This window comes from Paenibacillus sp. KN14-4R, from assembly GCF_052180255.1.
GTDB lineage: Bacteria > Bacillota > Bacilli > Paenibacillales > NBRC-103111 > Paenibacillus_AM.
Genome location: NZ_CP197466.1, coordinates 3,561,158 through 3,575,717, shown reverse-complemented (window position 1 = coordinate 3,575,717; position 14,560 = coordinate 3,561,158). Strand labels below are relative to the sequence as shown.

Genomic DNA, 14,560 nt, shown 5'->3' with positions numbered 1-14,560 from the left:
TATAAAAACCTATATTTTATGATTGGAGATATGAAATGATTATACGAACAGAAATTGAGCAGGATTTCAAAGATGTATATCAAATAAACTTTCAAGCATTTGGAAATAGAGAAGATGAATCAAAACTAGTTGAACGAATCAGAAAGTCTGAAGAGTTTGTACCAGAGTTATCTCTGGTTGCAGAAAAAAACAATGAAATAGTAGGCCACATAATGCTTAGTAAAGCAATAGTGGAAGCTCAAAATGAAGTACATACAGTAATCGTATTGGCTCCAATAGCAATTAAGCCAGATTTACAAAAACAAGGAATAGGAAGTAGCTTGATAGAGGAAGGTATTAGAAGATGTAAGGCACTAGGATATGGACTCATTTTATTAATAGGACATCCTAGTTACTATCCACGGGTAGGATTTCAACCTGCAAGAAAATTTGGACTTGAGTTGAAACAGTTCGAAGTGCCTGATGAGGTTTTTATGGTTTATGAAGTTGAGGAAAGAAAACTTCAAGAAATCAGAGGGGAACTTAAATACCCGAAAGCATTTTTTAGTTGAATCGAAGATGGCATTAACATCACCTAACATAATATTCACGCTTCGGGCCTGACGGACCTCGGTCCGCATGAAGCAATTGGCAGGGAAGCAGATTCAGCGGACACATCCATTCCCCTAAGATTGGAGCTATCTAAGGGGAATGGACGTCGTGAATACGGGAACGTTAGGTGAAATAATCTAAATTCTAAGATAAACCGACGTTTTCTAACACGATGTTTTTGTGGTAGAATTTACATATGTATTGTTCCATAATCAAAGGAGATGTCACAAATTAATATATTGGGTTTTTCAATTAGTTCAAATGAAATATATGTATCTAATTTCAATAAAAATGATCGATCTTTGGCAATTGAAAAGTTTGTTTTGTCTAACGACTCTGGAGAGTCTCTTAGAGAACTTTACAATTATATTCAAATGGTAATTAAGAGATTCACCGAAATTGAAAGATTAATTTTGGAGGTCGCTTCAAATGGACAAAGAAGTCCTTCAATTGAGCGAGTAAAGGCTGAAGGTATTATTGATTTGGCGATTTCTGACTTTGGATATGCAAAACAATTAATTAAGATAAAAACACAAAAGACCAAAAAGAAATTTAAGGAACTGCCAACAAACCCATTATGGGTGAGTTTTAACGAAGTTAGATATTCAACCAAAGCTCAGCAAGTTATCGCTTACTTGTTATTAGAGGAATTAATATGAGTAGTGACACTTCTAATCTATCTATGTATCAAGATTTCTTCTTAAAGGAAAGAAATATCAAATTGGAGGAAGAGATCTTTGAAGGTTCTAGTGTAGCCTTTCAAGGTTATCATGAAACTTTTAAAAAAAAGGTATTCGTTAAATTTATTCCAATTCCTTGGGATGAAGGTCAAAATATTGAACATGAAGTTGAAACACTGATTAATCTTAGAGACAAACAAAATATTGTGAATGTATTTGATTCCATTTATTGACTCACAGACAGGGTCTCAATTGGTCATTGTTACGGAATATCTTGAGGGACACACTCTAGATAAATTTTGTGGACTTTCACAAATATCATTAAAACAAGCAATTGATATCATCATGGAATTAATAGTAGGTGTCAGTGATGTACATAATCTTGGGTTAGTACATCGTGACTTGAAACCCGAGAACATAATATATGATGGTATTAAGCCTATAATTATTGATTTAGGCTCCGTTAAGTCTATCGGTGCAAAAGTATTGATTGAAGATCCTATTCCTTATCTGTATAGATCATCTGAAGTATTTTCAAAAGGAATTTATTCAATCCAATCGGATATTTATCAAATAGGATTGATTCTTTTTCAATTAGTTAATGGAACACTACCAACAGACGTAGAATCCTATGCTAAGTTAAGTAAAGTAAGGTTAGATCCGGATAATACCTATCAAGAGGGAATAAAACAAATAATTAAACTTGTTACAAAAGATCAGTTAATAAATGTGATTCCTCAATTGCCTATATATTGTTCAAAAATTAACAGAGTAATAAATAATGCAATAAAACTACGATATAAAACCTTAGATGCGTTTTATAAAGATTTAGCTAAAATAAAGAGTGAAGTACCTGACTGGATAGTCCAATCTGAAAGTGAATATTTATGTAAAGAATGGAGGAGAAAGAAATACAAGGTGGTAAAGAATGAAGAGGGATATAGAATTTTCAGTCAGACATTAATTAGAACAAGAGAGCTTACTCTAGTTGATACTTCCTTAGAGCTTAATAAATTTTTTCAGAACATATAAATTCGAAAGCCCATTTTACAGTATGTAAGATGGGTTTAATTGTATTTCAAAGAAGCCGATTACTTCACCTAACATTATATCCACGCTTTGGAGCCTGACGGTTCCTCGGTCCGCGAGAAGTAATTGACAGGGAAGTAAATTCAGCGGACACATCCGCACCGACTAACCGAATCGCGGCCGGCTCCTGGCGGAGCCTTAAGTCGGTGGGACGTCGTAGATACAGAAACGTTAGGTGAAATTAATGCAACTAATAAAATGTTAGTGGGTGATTTCATGGATGTAAAAATTGAAGAAAACAAACATTGTGAATGTTCGTCTTGTAATCATAATAATGGTTTTTATTTACCTAAAGAGATTATTGAAGCAACGAAGAATGGTGAATTAGTTATTTTCGCTGGCGCGGGCGTTAGCACGGAATCAAAAAAAGTATATAAGACTACCCTTTATTCGGATATCTGTAGAGAAATGATTATCAATCCAGAAGATAATTTGAGTTTTTCCCAATTGATGAGCAAACAAATGGAAGAGCAAAATTACTGACCAAAATAAAGGGAAGGATAGATTACGTGTATGCCTTCCCTGAGCTTTATCGGCAAGCATCCTCTTTTCATCATGAATTGTCAACAATAGAGCAAATAAAAGATATCGTTACAACAAATTGGGACGATTTATTTGAAAGGGAGTGCAATGCTACTCCATTTGTTGATGTAGAAGATTATATTTTTTGGCAGACTGCAAATAGAAGAGTGTTTAAAATACATGGCTCTATTAATAATTTTGGTTCAATAGTAGCAACTGAAGAAGATTATAAAAAATGTTACAAAAGATTGAATTCCGGACTTGTTGGTAGTAATTTGAAGATGATGCTTGCTACTAAGCTAATAGTTTTTATTGGATACTCTTTTGGAGACGAAGATTTTAATAAGATTTTCGATTCACTGTTTAAAGAAATGAAGGGATTAATGCCTCATTCGTATATGGTGACAATTGACAAAACATCAGCGGACAAACTTAAAAATTATAACATTACTCCTATAATAACTGATGCAACTTATTTTATTGAGAGCTTGAAAGGTCATTTAGTAGATGATGACATACTTATTAATGATAATAGATTCAGAGGTGTATACGATCAATTAGAAGAAGTGTACCGGGAGCACCAAAAATTCTCGAAATCAACTGATATTGGTGATAACCCTGATGCTATATATTCATTATGTTATCAAGATGGAATTATTCATGCATTCGAAAGAATGTTATCGAATAAAAATTCAGGAACTTATTCTAGTAAGTACACCATCACTAAACTAATTAGTTCTTATAATTCCATAAGGGAAGAAAAGTTAAAGAACAAGATATATCATGATGTTTCTTACGTTGATGGCTATATCGATGGTTTAATATTTTTAATAGCTGATGATGAAACAAGAATGGATATGCCTAAATATTATATTTTCGGATACAAATATGGTCTTCCAACATTTGAAGATTATCTAGAAGCAGTCAAGTCTGTTAAACAACACAAAGCGGCGCATAACTATGCAAAGACAATGGCCTCTAAGATCACAGATAAAAACATAGTATACCACCATACACCTTTCTTGTAGCTATTCAAAGAAGGCATTAACTTCACCTAACAGAGCATTCTTGTTTCGTCACTGACGCTCCTCAGTCGCCGAGAAGAATTTCAGAGAAGAGAATTCAAGCGACACATTAATTTCCCTAAGATAAGAGCTATCTAAGGGAAATAAACGTCAGGAATGCACAAGCGTTAGATGAAAGATATGCTAATCTGAACCCAAGGAGGACTATATGTTTTTATCAGAATTAAAAATAGAAGATTTAGATCACTCAATTATCAATAAAATTCTATTTGAGAACTTAGATGACGATGGGTTATTTGGTGAGATCATCCTCGTATTTGGGAGTGTCACGGCCCCTGTATACAGAGTTCCAAAAGCAGTTGAATTATTTAAAGCAAATAGAGCTCAAATAATAGTTATGTCTGGGGGTCAATCTAATCCACCAGAAGCACTAAGTATGAAAAGTGCTGCCATTAATTTGGGTATTAACGAATCAGATATATTACTCGAAGAAAAATCAACTAACACGAAACAAAATATTCTATTTACTAAAGCATTATTAGAAGATAGTTATGGCTTGAGCAATATTAAACGAATCATTTTAGTAACGAACTTCTTTCATTTAAGGCGTTGTTTATTATCAATGAAAACCTTTATGCCTGATTGGATTAAGTATAGCCTTTGTGGTGTACTAGATATTAATACAAGACCTGATAATTGGTGGACTAATGAAAAAGGAAAAACACGTGTAATGAATGAAGTGGAAAGATTAATTAAATATACAAGATCAAAGGACATAATTGATTGTTTTATCTAGAGGGCATATCCTTCGTCTAACATTATATTCACGCACCGGGCCTGGCGGCCCTCGGTCCGAAAGAAGTGATCGTCAGGAGGCAGATTCAGCGGACACATCTGCACCGACTAACCGCATCGCGGCCGGCTGCTGGCGCAGCCTTAAGTCGGTGAGACGTCGTGAATACGGACACGTTAGGCGAAATTACTGTAATAATAAAAACTATATTAAAGAAGGGTGAAGTATATTGATACAAATCCGCGAATATCATTCATCTGATCTTGAGTCGTTAACTGAACTAATGACTGATTTAGGTTCACCTTCAACAATTGAAGATATGAAAAATCGTATGGAACTAATTGGATCAAATCCTTACTATTTTACATTTGTAGCTACGATAAATGAAAAAGTTGTTGGAATGATCGGGGTACGTCTAAATATTACATATACAAGCAATAAATTTAAAACTCAAATCTCATCATTTGTAACCAAAAAGGAATACCAAGGACAAGGAGTAGGAAAGGCTTTAATTAATTTCATTGAAGAATGGACGAGAAATAAGGGGTCAGATTTTTTATACCTTACCAGTGGTATTAAAGAGGAACGGATAAGTGCACATGAATTTTATAAAAATAGAGGATTTAATGTCACAGGATATAGATTTGTTAAGAGATTAAACTGAAAATAACTCGAAGAAGTCAGTAACTTCGCCTAACACCGTATCTACGCTGCGGGGCATACGCCCCTTGGTCTGCAAGAAGGATTTTCGAGGAAGAAGATTCAGCAGACAACCCTGCATTGGCTAAGTCCGTCGGACCCGGCAGCAAGCTGCCTTAAGCAAATGAGGGTTCGTAGATACAATAACGTTATCGGAAACCACTTAAAGGAGAGAAGACAATGGAAAGCTTTTTTGATAAATTCAATAGCATTGAACCTAATCAAGGGGGAATTATCATCTATAGAAAGAATGGAGAAATGGAATTCACAGAAGAACTCCGTGAGAATCTGACTTTAATAGATGGTAAGAAAATAGAAGATTTATTGTATTCGTATTGCAAGGAGAAGATCACACAATTCTCAACTACAAATGGTAATAAAGATGTATATGCTTTCGTTCTTTACTTGGATACTCATTACGGTGATGTGATTCTATATATGAATACGCATGAAGAATTGAATAAAGTATTAAATAAGAAGGAACAGACTGAAAGAGATAAACAAGTGATGAAGTATTATGGAATTGGGGATTTTGCATACATGATTCATGAGGAACTGCCGGAAACATTAAATAAAATAATGACATTATATTTAAGAATATATGATGGACAGGGTACTCCATCATTCGATTCCGACGTTGCAATTACAAATGACATCTTTTATAAGAACTTAATTAGTATAGGTGAGAGAGTGGTTAATAGACTAAAGCCATTCTCGGAGTTAAAGAAAGCGACTGATTTTATTGGATATGTCGCAGATCATGATAAGGAGTATTTTGATAATACTGTAGATGAAGAATATTATAAAAGGTATGTAAAACTTGATTGAATATGGTTTTTCAAGGAAGAAGTGGCATCCGATAACACCATGTTCACGCATCGGGCAATCGCCCTTGGTCCGGCAGAGGGATTTCGGGGAAGTGGGAGCAACCGGACACATCCGCACCGACTAAGCGCATCGCGCCCGGCCACGTTGTGGCCTTAAGTCGGTGGGACGTCGCGAACAGAACAACGTTATCGGAAATCAGCGCAATATATAAAAAACAGAAAATGTAGATCAAAACGGAGGTAAAATGAATGTTAAGTGTGAATTATAGGACAATATTGATTGATGATTGTGAACAAATAAATGAGATGAATCCATCCCAATATATAAAAAGAGCATGGAGAGAAGTCGATGGAATACGTCAATTGGTCAAAATTGATTATCAAGATAACGATTGGCCAAACGGATATGATCATCATTTTAAAAGTCTAAAAGAAACAATTCTAAATGAAGGTTATGCAGTAGGAGCTTTTGATGAAAATAATAGATTAATAGGTTTCGCAACAATAAATCATGATTTTTTTGGTGAAAATTATAAATACGTTTTATTGGATCAATTATTTATAACGTTAGAACACAGAAATAAAGGAATTGGTAAAAAACTGTTTTCGATAGTTTCAGAAAAAGCATTAAAGTGGAAAGCGGATAAAATTTATATATGTGCTGGTTCTGCCGAGGAGACAGTTGCATTTTATTTTGCTATCGGTTGTATAGAAGTGATGGAAATAAATAACAAATTATATGAAAACGATCCAAGAGACTTTCAATTAGAGTTTTCACTAAAAAGGCGATAGTAGAAAGAATTATGTAAGTATACTCGAAGAAGGCACTGACATCCGATAACAATGCATTCACACTGCAGGCCAGACAAGCTGGCCCTTGGTCGCCAAGAGGGATTTCGAGAAAGTGAACTCAGGCGACAACCCTGCACCACCTAACCGCATCGCGGCCAGGATCATCAGAACCTAAGATAGGAACTATCTAAGGTTCCGGCAATCCTTTAAGGTGGTGAGGGTTCGTAAATGCGGGTACGTTATAGGAAATCAGCGCAAATCATTGTTATACAAATCAAAGGAGAATCTATATGCACTCTGAATACAACTATAGTTTATCTATAGAATGTAAGGATATTATCCTTCGGGAATATCAATTAGGAGATTTAGATAAATTGCATGAACTCACATGGCAACCGGAGATTTATGAATATTTACCCGGTTGGAATGTTGAAAAAGAAGTACGGCTTAACTGGCTGAAGAATTATGAAATACCTGAAAATAATCAATTTCTTGGACGTGTCGAAGAAGGACTTAGAGTCGAGGACCTTAGACTGAGATTGGGAATTGTACTTAAAGAAACTGGAGAATTCATTGGCTGGTGTTGTTCGGGAATAAAGGACGAACTCCCAGTACCAAATAGAGAAATCATGTATGGCATCTCAAAAGACCATAGAAGCAAAGGATATACGTCTCAAGCTGTTCAGGGAGTAATTAAGTATTTATTTGAAAACACGGAGATAGAAGAATTAAATGCAATTGCATTACTTGTGAACGGACCATCAAACAGAGTAATTCAGAAAAGTAATTTTAAGTTTGTAGGAGAGGTGGAAATAGACGAAGATAAATATAACCACTATAAAATTCATAAAACAGATTGGTTGAAAGATTGTAAGTATAACAATGAAGGCACTGACATCCTATAACATCATTTCTACGCCGCGTCGCTACGCTCCTTGGTCTGCCCGAGGGTCTTCAAGGAAGCGAATCAGGCAGACAACCCTGCGAGGCTAAGTCTTCGACCCAGTCGCTTCGCTCCTTTAAGCCTCTCGGGTTCGTAGATACAGAAACGTTAGACGACATACCTTGAATGGAGAATAATATGAAAACATTAAAACAGTACTGGAATGAATCATTCAGTAGACCAAATCTTATGCCAGTTTTTGATAATTGGCTTGATAAATATGACGAATACCTAAATAAAGATAGTGGCCGTATTGTTGATCTAGGTTGTGGTATTGGTAATAATGCTCTTTATCTGTTCGAGAAAGGAATATTAGCAGAAGCGTGTGATATTTCGGAAGAAGCATTAAAGAAATTGACTGAAATTATCCCAAAAATTAATACCATCTGTTTCGATATGACAGAAGGGCTACCATTTGAAAACGACTCAATAAGAGTATTGATAGCTGATTTAAGTCTACATTATTTTGACGAAGATACAACTTTTAAAGTAATTAGTGAAATACATAGAGTGTTAAGATTAGATGGCTTATTATTATGTAGATTGAATTCAATAAATGAAATAATAAATAAAGGGAAAGTAAGCAAAAGTAAAGAGAGATATCTATTAGAGAATGAAGGAATTTACAGAAGATTTTTTGATAGACATGAGATTAATCATTTTTTTAATGAGAATATTTGGACTTTGATTCATGCAGAGGAATACGAATTAGATAGATATAAAAACAAGAAGATATTGTGGGAGATTGCAATGAAGCCAAGGTACATCGTCTAACACCGTATTTACGCTTCGTGGCTTACGCCCCTTGGTCTGCCCGAGGCAATTCGAGGAAGTGGAATCAGACAGACAACCCTGCACTGGCTAAGTCCGTCGGACCCGGCGCTAACGCGCCTTAAGCCAGTGAGGGTTCGTGAATACAAAGAACGTTAGCCGAAAGAAGTTCTTAGTTTAGGAGGAGTCTATATGATATTAGAAAAAGTTGTAAATAGAATTGTAATACAAAGTGAATATAAGGATTTTGTTGATAAGTATATTGATAATATACTTACCGAATTTAAAGGTAAGATTCATAGCATTTATATGTGTGGCTCGATTCCAAAAGGAACTGCTAAACCTTTTAAGTCAGATGCAGACTTTACTATTGTATGTGTAAATCCCAAAGATATTGATTACGAAAGATTGTCAAATATTAAAGACAGGCTTTTGGAAGAATATCCAGTAGTAACTAAGATTGATACGATAATTTGCTCGATTGACGATGTATTAAGTAAACCGAATGAGTGGGGTTTTTGGGTTAAGATAATTTGTGTTTGCATATATGGTCATGACGTTGGTGAAAAAGTACCACCGATAATTATTTCACCAGAGTTCATTTTAGACTTAAATACAGAGACCAAGGAGGAAGTAGATCGTATACATAGTTTACTTTCTAATGCTAGTGATAACACAATGAAAACTAGATATATTAAAGGTTATTCTAAGAGATTAATTCGTGCATTATACTCTTTGGTTTTAGAAGATACAGGTGTATGGCAAGATGACATTATTAAGATGAAGAATGCCATATTAAACTATTGCGAGATTGACTCCGCTTTAGTTGATTATCTGTATGCTTGTTACTTGGATAGTAATGTACTTGTTGAAGAGTTTCTGGGAATTGCAGATGAAGTATATAGCTATTTTGAGAACGCATTAAATACAATGGCTGCTTCCAGAACTTCCTTCGGCTAACACCATATTGACGCTCGGGGTCACTCTGAGAAGTGAGTGACCACATCCAGCCCCCTAAGCCCGTCGGGACGTCACTGCATTAGGTGTTCGGCAAGCCTCACAACTATAAGCAGCGGCTCTAAGGGGCCAGGACGTCGTCAATACAAATCGTTAGCCGAAATTTCCTAGGTCAAGAACATATGGGTAAACCCTCAAAGCCAGAAGCATCTAAGGTCAAGATCGGATAAGGGCATAAGAAGATCAAGACATATTCGGTGGGTAACTCGAAGAAGAGGAAGCATCGGCTAACACCATATTCACGCTTCGGGCCATTCGGCCCTCGGTCGGGCAGAAGTTAGAAGTAGTATCGGGGATGAATTTTCAGTAGCGAGGAAGTAGATGCAGCCGGACACATCCTCCCACCTAACCGCGTCGCGGCCGCCCCTTCGGGGCTTAAGGTGGAAGGACGTCGTGAATACAAGAACGTTAGGTGAAATTATCTAATACTTATTTATGGAGGAGTTCAAAGGTGTTTATCTCAAAAGAACAAAAAGAAAAGATCACATTGCTTAATAATATTTTAGGAATGAAGCATCGAACTAGACCTTTTGATTTCACAAAAACGGAGGATATAATTGAAGCCGTTGAATTTGTGACAGCAGAGTATGTTGATATGTCGCGTTACTGGGGAATGATAAGCGAGTTGAACTCTCAATTTGATGAGAGTATTGAATGCTTTTATCCCGCTGGATGGATTGGTATCTCTCAAGAAGGTACGACAAATGATGACGAACTTGATGAAGCTAGAGATACAATAAATGATACAGAAGATGCACTACGAGTTCTTATGGATAGATCAGAAATAAAGTGTATAGAAATATGGGAGTTTATTTTCACTACTGACCAAAAAGCTGTGAAATTACATTTCTTTGGTCAGGATATTACATGTGAAATTAATATACTTAGAGAACTATTAGAAGATGAGATTTTTGAGATTATTGATGAAATTGACTATGATGGAAATATTGAGAATTCAACCATGGGGTTTGCAAGAAATCTACTAAAGAAGATACAAAACAAGGTGTAGGTAATTCAAGCAGAGATAACTTCACCTAACATCGTGTTCACACAGCGTCGCCATACGGCTCCTTGGTCTGCCTGAGGTAGTTCGGAGTAGCGGATTCAGACAGACAACCCTGCGAGGCTAAGTCTGACGACCCGGCGCTAAAGCGCCTTAAGCCTCTCGGGTTCGTGAACACACCAACGTTAGGTGAAATTACCGAGAAATTAAAATAAATAGAACAGGTGATAAGGTGGATGAACTATATTTCAAAATTCATGATAACTCAAAAGACATCTATACAAAGATTGATGAACAAGTAGATGAATTTTGGAAGTGGTCTAAGAATGAAAAACAAGTTAAGGAATGGGAAGCCAATTATGAATCTTGGACTCTTATTTACTCATTAATTTCAAAGCTAATTGAGACCACGGAGTATAAAGATTGGGATCGAAAGACAGTAAATAATCTCCTCTATTTAATCGGTAGAGACAATGAATGTGAAGAAATTATTGTTCAAGTAGCTAGTAAACCATCAATTTTATGTTCACTGGCCGAAGAAGCACTTAACTATCATGATAATGACACAAGATGGCAATTCGCTCATCACCTTGGAACAATTACTGACAAGGAACCAAGAACTTTGGAACTGATAATTAAATTCTCGGAGGACTATGTTGAATATGTGAGAAGAAGAGCGTATGCAGTATTAGACATACTAAATAATTAATTTTATGTAGGTATTTCATGTAGTCGGTAACATCACCTAACACCATATCTACGCTGCGTCGCGTTCACTCCTTGGTCTGCCCGAAGCTTTTCGAAGTAGAGGATCAGGCAGACAACCCTGCGAGGCTAAGTCCTGACGGACCCAGTCGCTTACGCTCCTTTAAGCCTCTCGGGCTCGTAGATACAAGAACGTTATTCGACAGAACGGAACATTATTTATAATGCAGGTAATTGCAATGAAGTAAAATAATATAAAGCACCGTCCATACTAAACAATTTGTGGAGGTACCAATGAGTAAAGAATATAAAATACATAAAAGAATACCTACTATTTCGGAATATATAAAGCTTTGTAACTCAGTTGGCTGGACTGAGTTTATAAATTTTGATGTCGCAGAAGAATCCTTAAACCAATCTTTATTTGGTGTTGTTATTCAATATGAAGATGAGATAGTTGGAATGGGAAGAGTAATTGGGGATGGAAAGATATATTTTTACATTCAAGACATAGCAGTTATGCCAAAGCATCAAAACAAAGGTATTGGTAGTATTATCATGGGAGTAATTTCTGAATACTTAAAGGAAAATGCACCAGAAAAATCATTTGTAGGTTTATTTGCAAGCAAAGGGAAAGAGGCATTTTATAATAGATATGGTCTAAATAAACATGATGGAATGACTGGGATGTTCGGTGTAATTCATGATCATAAAGTTAAGTGATTGTGAGTAACTCAAAGTTCCGTCGTATAACACAGTATCTACGCTACGGGGGACAAGCCCCCTTGATCTGCCCGAAGTGGATCGGAGAAGTGAGAACAGGCAGATAACCCTGCGAGGCTAAGTCCATCGGACCCGGTCGCGTACGCTCCCTTAAGCCTCTAGGGTTCGTAGATACAGAAACGTTATACGCAACCCCTTTGAGAAACTTAAACAATGAAACAAATGACAACCAATTATAAAGAAAAGAGTTTTGATTATGGATTGAATCACTTGAATGTAATAGTTTTCAATTTTTGATTTTAGGGGGAATAGTCATGCGAAAATCAATAATATGTTTTATATTAGCATTTATTATGATACTAATAAGTACACCTTTAGGGTATAAAGCTATTAATTTGGTGTATTACAATACAAATTTAACTGGTGAATATCTTCCGATATTGAATGGGTTCATATATTCATTTATGTTGATCGGTGTATTAATATTTATTGTTGGATTAGTTGAAATGCTTTTAAGTAAGAATAAGCAGTAGTATGTTTTTAAGCAATTGCTTCAAGAATATTTGAGTAGAACGGTTAAGATCAAGAACATATGCAGACAGATTAAGAACAAAATCACTTGAAAGAATGGTTAAGGTCAAGAGCGTGGAAAAGCGAAAAGTTCAAGTGCAAGGCAGCGTATAACATCGTATTCACACAGCGTCGCCTATCGGCTCCTTGGTCTGCCCGAGACATTTCGGAGAAGCGTAGACAGGCAGACAACCCTGCAAGGCTAAGTCCTGCGGACCCAGTCGCTACGCTCCCTTAAGCCTCTCGGGTTCGTGAATACAACAACGTTATAGGAAATTAACGTAATATCGGATAAAAACATATTAATAAATGCAGAGGGGATTATAGAATGAATCCAGTATTAATAGATTTTCCAAACCAATTTACAACTGAAAGGTTATTGATTAGAACACCTCTACCTGGTGATGGTAAGGTAGTGTATGAGAGTATAACCTCATCGATTAATGAGCTCAAGGAGTGGTTGACTATTTTTGCACAGAACGAACATTCTGAACAGTCAATCGAAACAATTCTACGAGAAGCATATGTAAAGTTTATTAAGAGAGAAGAACTTAGACTTCTGTTATTTGATAAAGAAACTAAACAATTCATTGGTTTATCTGGATTGAATAAGCCAGATTGGGAGATACGTAAATTTGAAATCGGATACTGGATTGATACACGTATGAGTGGAAATGGGTATATGACTGAAGCAGTTCAAGGAATAACCAATTTTGCCTTTACAGAGTTGAAGGCTAGAAGAGTAGAAATTCGTTGTGATACTTTAAATTATAAGAGTAAGGCGATTCCAGAACGATTAGACTTTCAATTAGAAGGAACATTAAGATGTGATGATTTATCAGCAGATAAGAGTCAGATAAGAGATACTCATATATACGCTCTAGTTAAATAAATGGTGTTAGTGGATCGAGAAGGTGTTGACATCCTATAACACAGTATTCGCGCTGCGGGGCTGACGCCCATTGGTCCGCCCGAGGAGTTTCAAAGAGCGAGCTCAGGCAGACAACCACTGCGAGGCTAAGTCGGTCGGACCCGGGCGCAAGCGCCCTTAAGCCTCTCGGGTTCGTGAATACAAGAGACGTTATAGGAAATCAGCGCAAATCATTGTTATACAAATCAAAGGAGAATCTATATGCACTCTGAATACAACTATAGTTTATCTATAGAATGTAAGGATATTATCATTCGGGAATATCAATTAAGAGATTTAGATAAATTACAAGAACTCACATGGCAACCGGAGATTTATGAATATTTACCCGGTTGGAATGTTGAAAAAGAAGTACGGCTTAACTGGATGAAGAATTATGAAATACCTGAAAACAATCAATTTCTTAGACGTGTCGAAGAAGGACTTAGAGTCGAGGACCTTACACTGAGATTGGGAATTGTACTTAAAGAAACTGGAGAATTCATTGGCTGGTGTTGTTCGGGAATAAAGGACGAACTCCCAGTACCAAATAGAGAAATCATGTATGGCATCTCAAAAGACCATAGGAGTAAAGGATATACGTCTCAAGCTGTTCAGGGCGTAATTAAGTATTTATTTGAAAACACAGAGATAGAAGAATTAAATTCAATTGCATTACTTGTGAACGGACCATCAAACAGAGTAATTCAGAAAAGTGATTTTAAGTTTGTAGGAGAGGTGGAAATAGACGATGATAAATATAACCACTATAAAATTCATAAAACAGATTGGTTGAAAGATTGTAAGTATAACAATGAAGGCACTGACATCCTATAACATCATATCTACGCCGCGTCGCTACGCTCCTTGGTCTGCCCGATGGTTTTCAAGGAAGCGAAT

The 14,560-nt window shown here is 36.1% G+C and carries 18 protein-coding genes; all 18 read left to right on the top strand.

The genetic code is table 11. The features are described from left to right. Positions 1-35: 35 nt before the first annotated feature. Positions 36-551 (top strand): GNAT family N-acetyltransferase, encoded by a 516-nt coding sequence (locus ACSBOP_RS17620; protein ID WP_442601823.1) that lies wholly within the window; start codon positions 36-38, stop codon positions 549-551. Positions 552-812: 261 nt separating this feature from the next. Beyond that, entirely contained in the window at positions 813-1,250 is a 438-nt protein-coding gene (locus ACSBOP_RS17615; protein WP_442601822.1) for a hypothetical protein, read from the top strand. Then, positions 1,247-1,504 carry a hypothetical protein gene (locus tag ACSBOP_RS17610; RefSeq protein ID WP_442601821.1) on the top strand — a complete coding sequence of 86 codons (258 nt, stop codon included), beginning with the start codon at positions 1,247-1,249 and terminating at the stop codon, positions 1,502-1,504. The genes ACSBOP_RS17615 and ACSBOP_RS17610 overlap by 4 nt, the downstream gene beginning before the upstream one ends. A gap of 19 nt (positions 1,505-1,523) precedes the next feature. Further along, entirely contained in the window at positions 1,524-2,303 is a 780-nt protein-coding gene (locus ACSBOP_RS17605; RefSeq protein ID WP_442601820.1) for a protein kinase domain-containing protein, read from the top strand. Positions 2,304-2,576: 273 nt separating this feature from the next. Continuing rightward, a complete protein-coding gene (locus ACSBOP_RS17600; protein WP_442601819.1) occupies positions 2,577-2,843 on the top strand; it encodes a hypothetical protein in 267 nt (88 codons plus the stop codon). A 26-nt stretch (positions 2,844-2,869) separates the two neighbouring features. Continuing rightward, positions 2,870-3,910, top strand: a complete 1,041-nt coding sequence (locus tag ACSBOP_RS17595) for an SIR2 family protein (protein ID WP_442601818.1) — start codon at positions 2,870-2,872, stop codon at positions 3,908-3,910. Positions 3,911-4,115: 205 nt separating this feature from the next. Continuing rightward, complete coding sequence (locus tag ACSBOP_RS17590) at positions 4,116-4,703, top strand: YdcF family protein (protein WP_442601817.1); 588 nt, start codon at positions 4,116-4,118, stop codon at positions 4,701-4,703. Between the two features lie 226 nt (positions 4,704-4,929). Next, positions 4,930-5,364: a GNAT family N-acetyltransferase gene (locus ACSBOP_RS17585; RefSeq protein ID WP_442601816.1), complete on the top strand. Its 435-nt coding sequence runs from the start codon at positions 4,930-4,932 to the stop codon at positions 5,362-5,364. Positions 5,365-5,579: 215 nt separating this feature from the next. Next, positions 5,580-6,227: a DUF4303 domain-containing protein gene (locus ACSBOP_RS17580; RefSeq protein ID WP_442601815.1), complete on the top strand. Its 648-nt coding sequence runs from the start codon at positions 5,580-5,582 to the stop codon at positions 6,225-6,227. A 248-nt stretch (positions 6,228-6,475) separates the two neighbouring features. Beyond that, positions 6,476-7,018 carry a GNAT family N-acetyltransferase gene (locus tag ACSBOP_RS17575; protein WP_442601814.1) on the top strand — a complete coding sequence of 181 codons (543 nt, stop codon included), beginning with the start codon at positions 6,476-6,478 and terminating at the stop codon, positions 7,016-7,018. Positions 7,019-7,308: 290 nt separating this feature from the next. Continuing rightward, the gene (locus ACSBOP_RS17570; protein ID WP_442601813.1) at positions 7,309-7,923 is read left to right on the top strand and encodes a GNAT family N-acetyltransferase; all 615 of its coding nucleotides are present in this window, start codon (positions 7,309-7,311) and stop codon (positions 7,921-7,923) included. 176 nt (positions 7,924-8,099) lie between these two features. After that, entirely contained in the window at positions 8,100-8,735 is a 636-nt protein-coding gene (locus tag ACSBOP_RS17565) for a class I SAM-dependent methyltransferase (RefSeq protein WP_442601812.1), read from the top strand. A gap of 189 nt (positions 8,736-8,924) precedes the next feature. Next, a complete protein-coding gene (locus ACSBOP_RS17560) occupies positions 8,925-9,692 on the top strand; it encodes a nucleotidyltransferase domain-containing protein (protein WP_442601811.1) in 768 nt (255 codons plus the stop codon). Between the two features lie 508 nt (positions 9,693-10,200). Continuing rightward, a complete protein-coding gene (locus ACSBOP_RS17555) occupies positions 10,201-10,758 on the top strand; it encodes a hypothetical protein (RefSeq protein WP_442601810.1) in 558 nt (185 codons plus the stop codon). Between the two features lie 226 nt (positions 10,759-10,984). Beyond that, positions 10,985-11,461, top strand: coding sequence for a hypothetical protein (locus ACSBOP_RS17550; protein ID WP_442601809.1), 477 nt, complete (start codon positions 10,985-10,987; stop codon positions 11,459-11,461). 290 nt (positions 11,462-11,751) lie between these two features. Next, a complete protein-coding gene (locus ACSBOP_RS17545) occupies positions 11,752-12,180 on the top strand; it encodes a GNAT family N-acetyltransferase (protein ID WP_442601808.1) in 429 nt (142 codons plus the stop codon). Between the two features lie 898 nt (positions 12,181-13,078). Further along, the gene (locus ACSBOP_RS17540) at positions 13,079-13,642 is read left to right on the top strand and encodes a GNAT family N-acetyltransferase (protein ID WP_442601807.1); all 564 of its coding nucleotides are present in this window, start codon (positions 13,079-13,081) and stop codon (positions 13,640-13,642) included. Between the two features lie 240 nt (positions 13,643-13,882). Beyond that, the gene (locus tag ACSBOP_RS17535) at positions 13,883-14,497 is read left to right on the top strand and encodes a GNAT family N-acetyltransferase (RefSeq protein ID WP_442601806.1); all 615 of its coding nucleotides are present in this window, start codon (positions 13,883-13,885) and stop codon (positions 14,495-14,497) included. Positions 14,498-14,560 lie beyond the last annotated feature (63 nt).

Bases quoted from the DNA above. Each gene is read 5' to 3' on its own strand.
- ACSBOP_RS17620 (WP_442601823.1), top strand. From the start codon at position 36: ATGATTATACGAACAGAAATTGAGCAGGATTTCAAAGATGTATATCAA.
- ACSBOP_RS17615 (WP_442601822.1), top strand. From the start codon at position 813: ATGTCACAAATTAATATATTGGGTTTTTCAATTAGTTCAAATGAAATA.
- ACSBOP_RS17610 (WP_442601821.1), top strand. From the start codon at position 1,247: ATGAGTAGTGACACTTCTAATCTATCTATGTATCAAGATTTCTTCTTA.
- ACSBOP_RS17600 (WP_442601819.1), top strand. From the start codon at position 2,577: ATGGATGTAAAAATTGAAGAAAACAAACATTGTGAATGTTCGTCTTGT.
- ACSBOP_RS17590 (WP_442601817.1), top strand. From the start codon at position 4,116: ATGTTTTTATCAGAATTAAAAATAGAAGATTTAGATCACTCAATTATC.
- ACSBOP_RS17580 (WP_442601815.1), top strand. From the start codon at position 5,580: ATGGAAAGCTTTTTTGATAAATTCAATAGCATTGAACCTAATCAAGGG.
- ACSBOP_RS17575 (WP_442601814.1), top strand. From the start codon at position 6,476: ATGTTAAGTGTGAATTATAGGACAATATTGATTGATGATTGTGAACAA.
- ACSBOP_RS17570 (WP_442601813.1), top strand. From the start codon at position 7,309: ATGCACTCTGAATACAACTATAGTTTATCTATAGAATGTAAGGATATT.
- ACSBOP_RS17565 (WP_442601812.1), top strand. From the start codon at position 8,100: ATGAAAACATTAAAACAGTACTGGAATGAATCATTCAGTAGACCAAAT.
- ACSBOP_RS17560 (WP_442601811.1), top strand. From the start codon at position 8,925: ATGATATTAGAAAAAGTTGTAAATAGAATTGTAATACAAAGTGAATAT.
- ACSBOP_RS17545 (WP_442601808.1), top strand. From the start codon at position 11,752: ATGAGTAAAGAATATAAAATACATAAAAGAATACCTACTATTTCGGAA.
- ACSBOP_RS17540 (WP_442601807.1), top strand. From the start codon at position 13,079: ATGAATCCAGTATTAATAGATTTTCCAAACCAATTTACAACTGAAAGG.
- ACSBOP_RS17535 (WP_442601806.1), top strand. From the start codon at position 13,883: ATGCACTCTGAATACAACTATAGTTTATCTATAGAATGTAAGGATATT.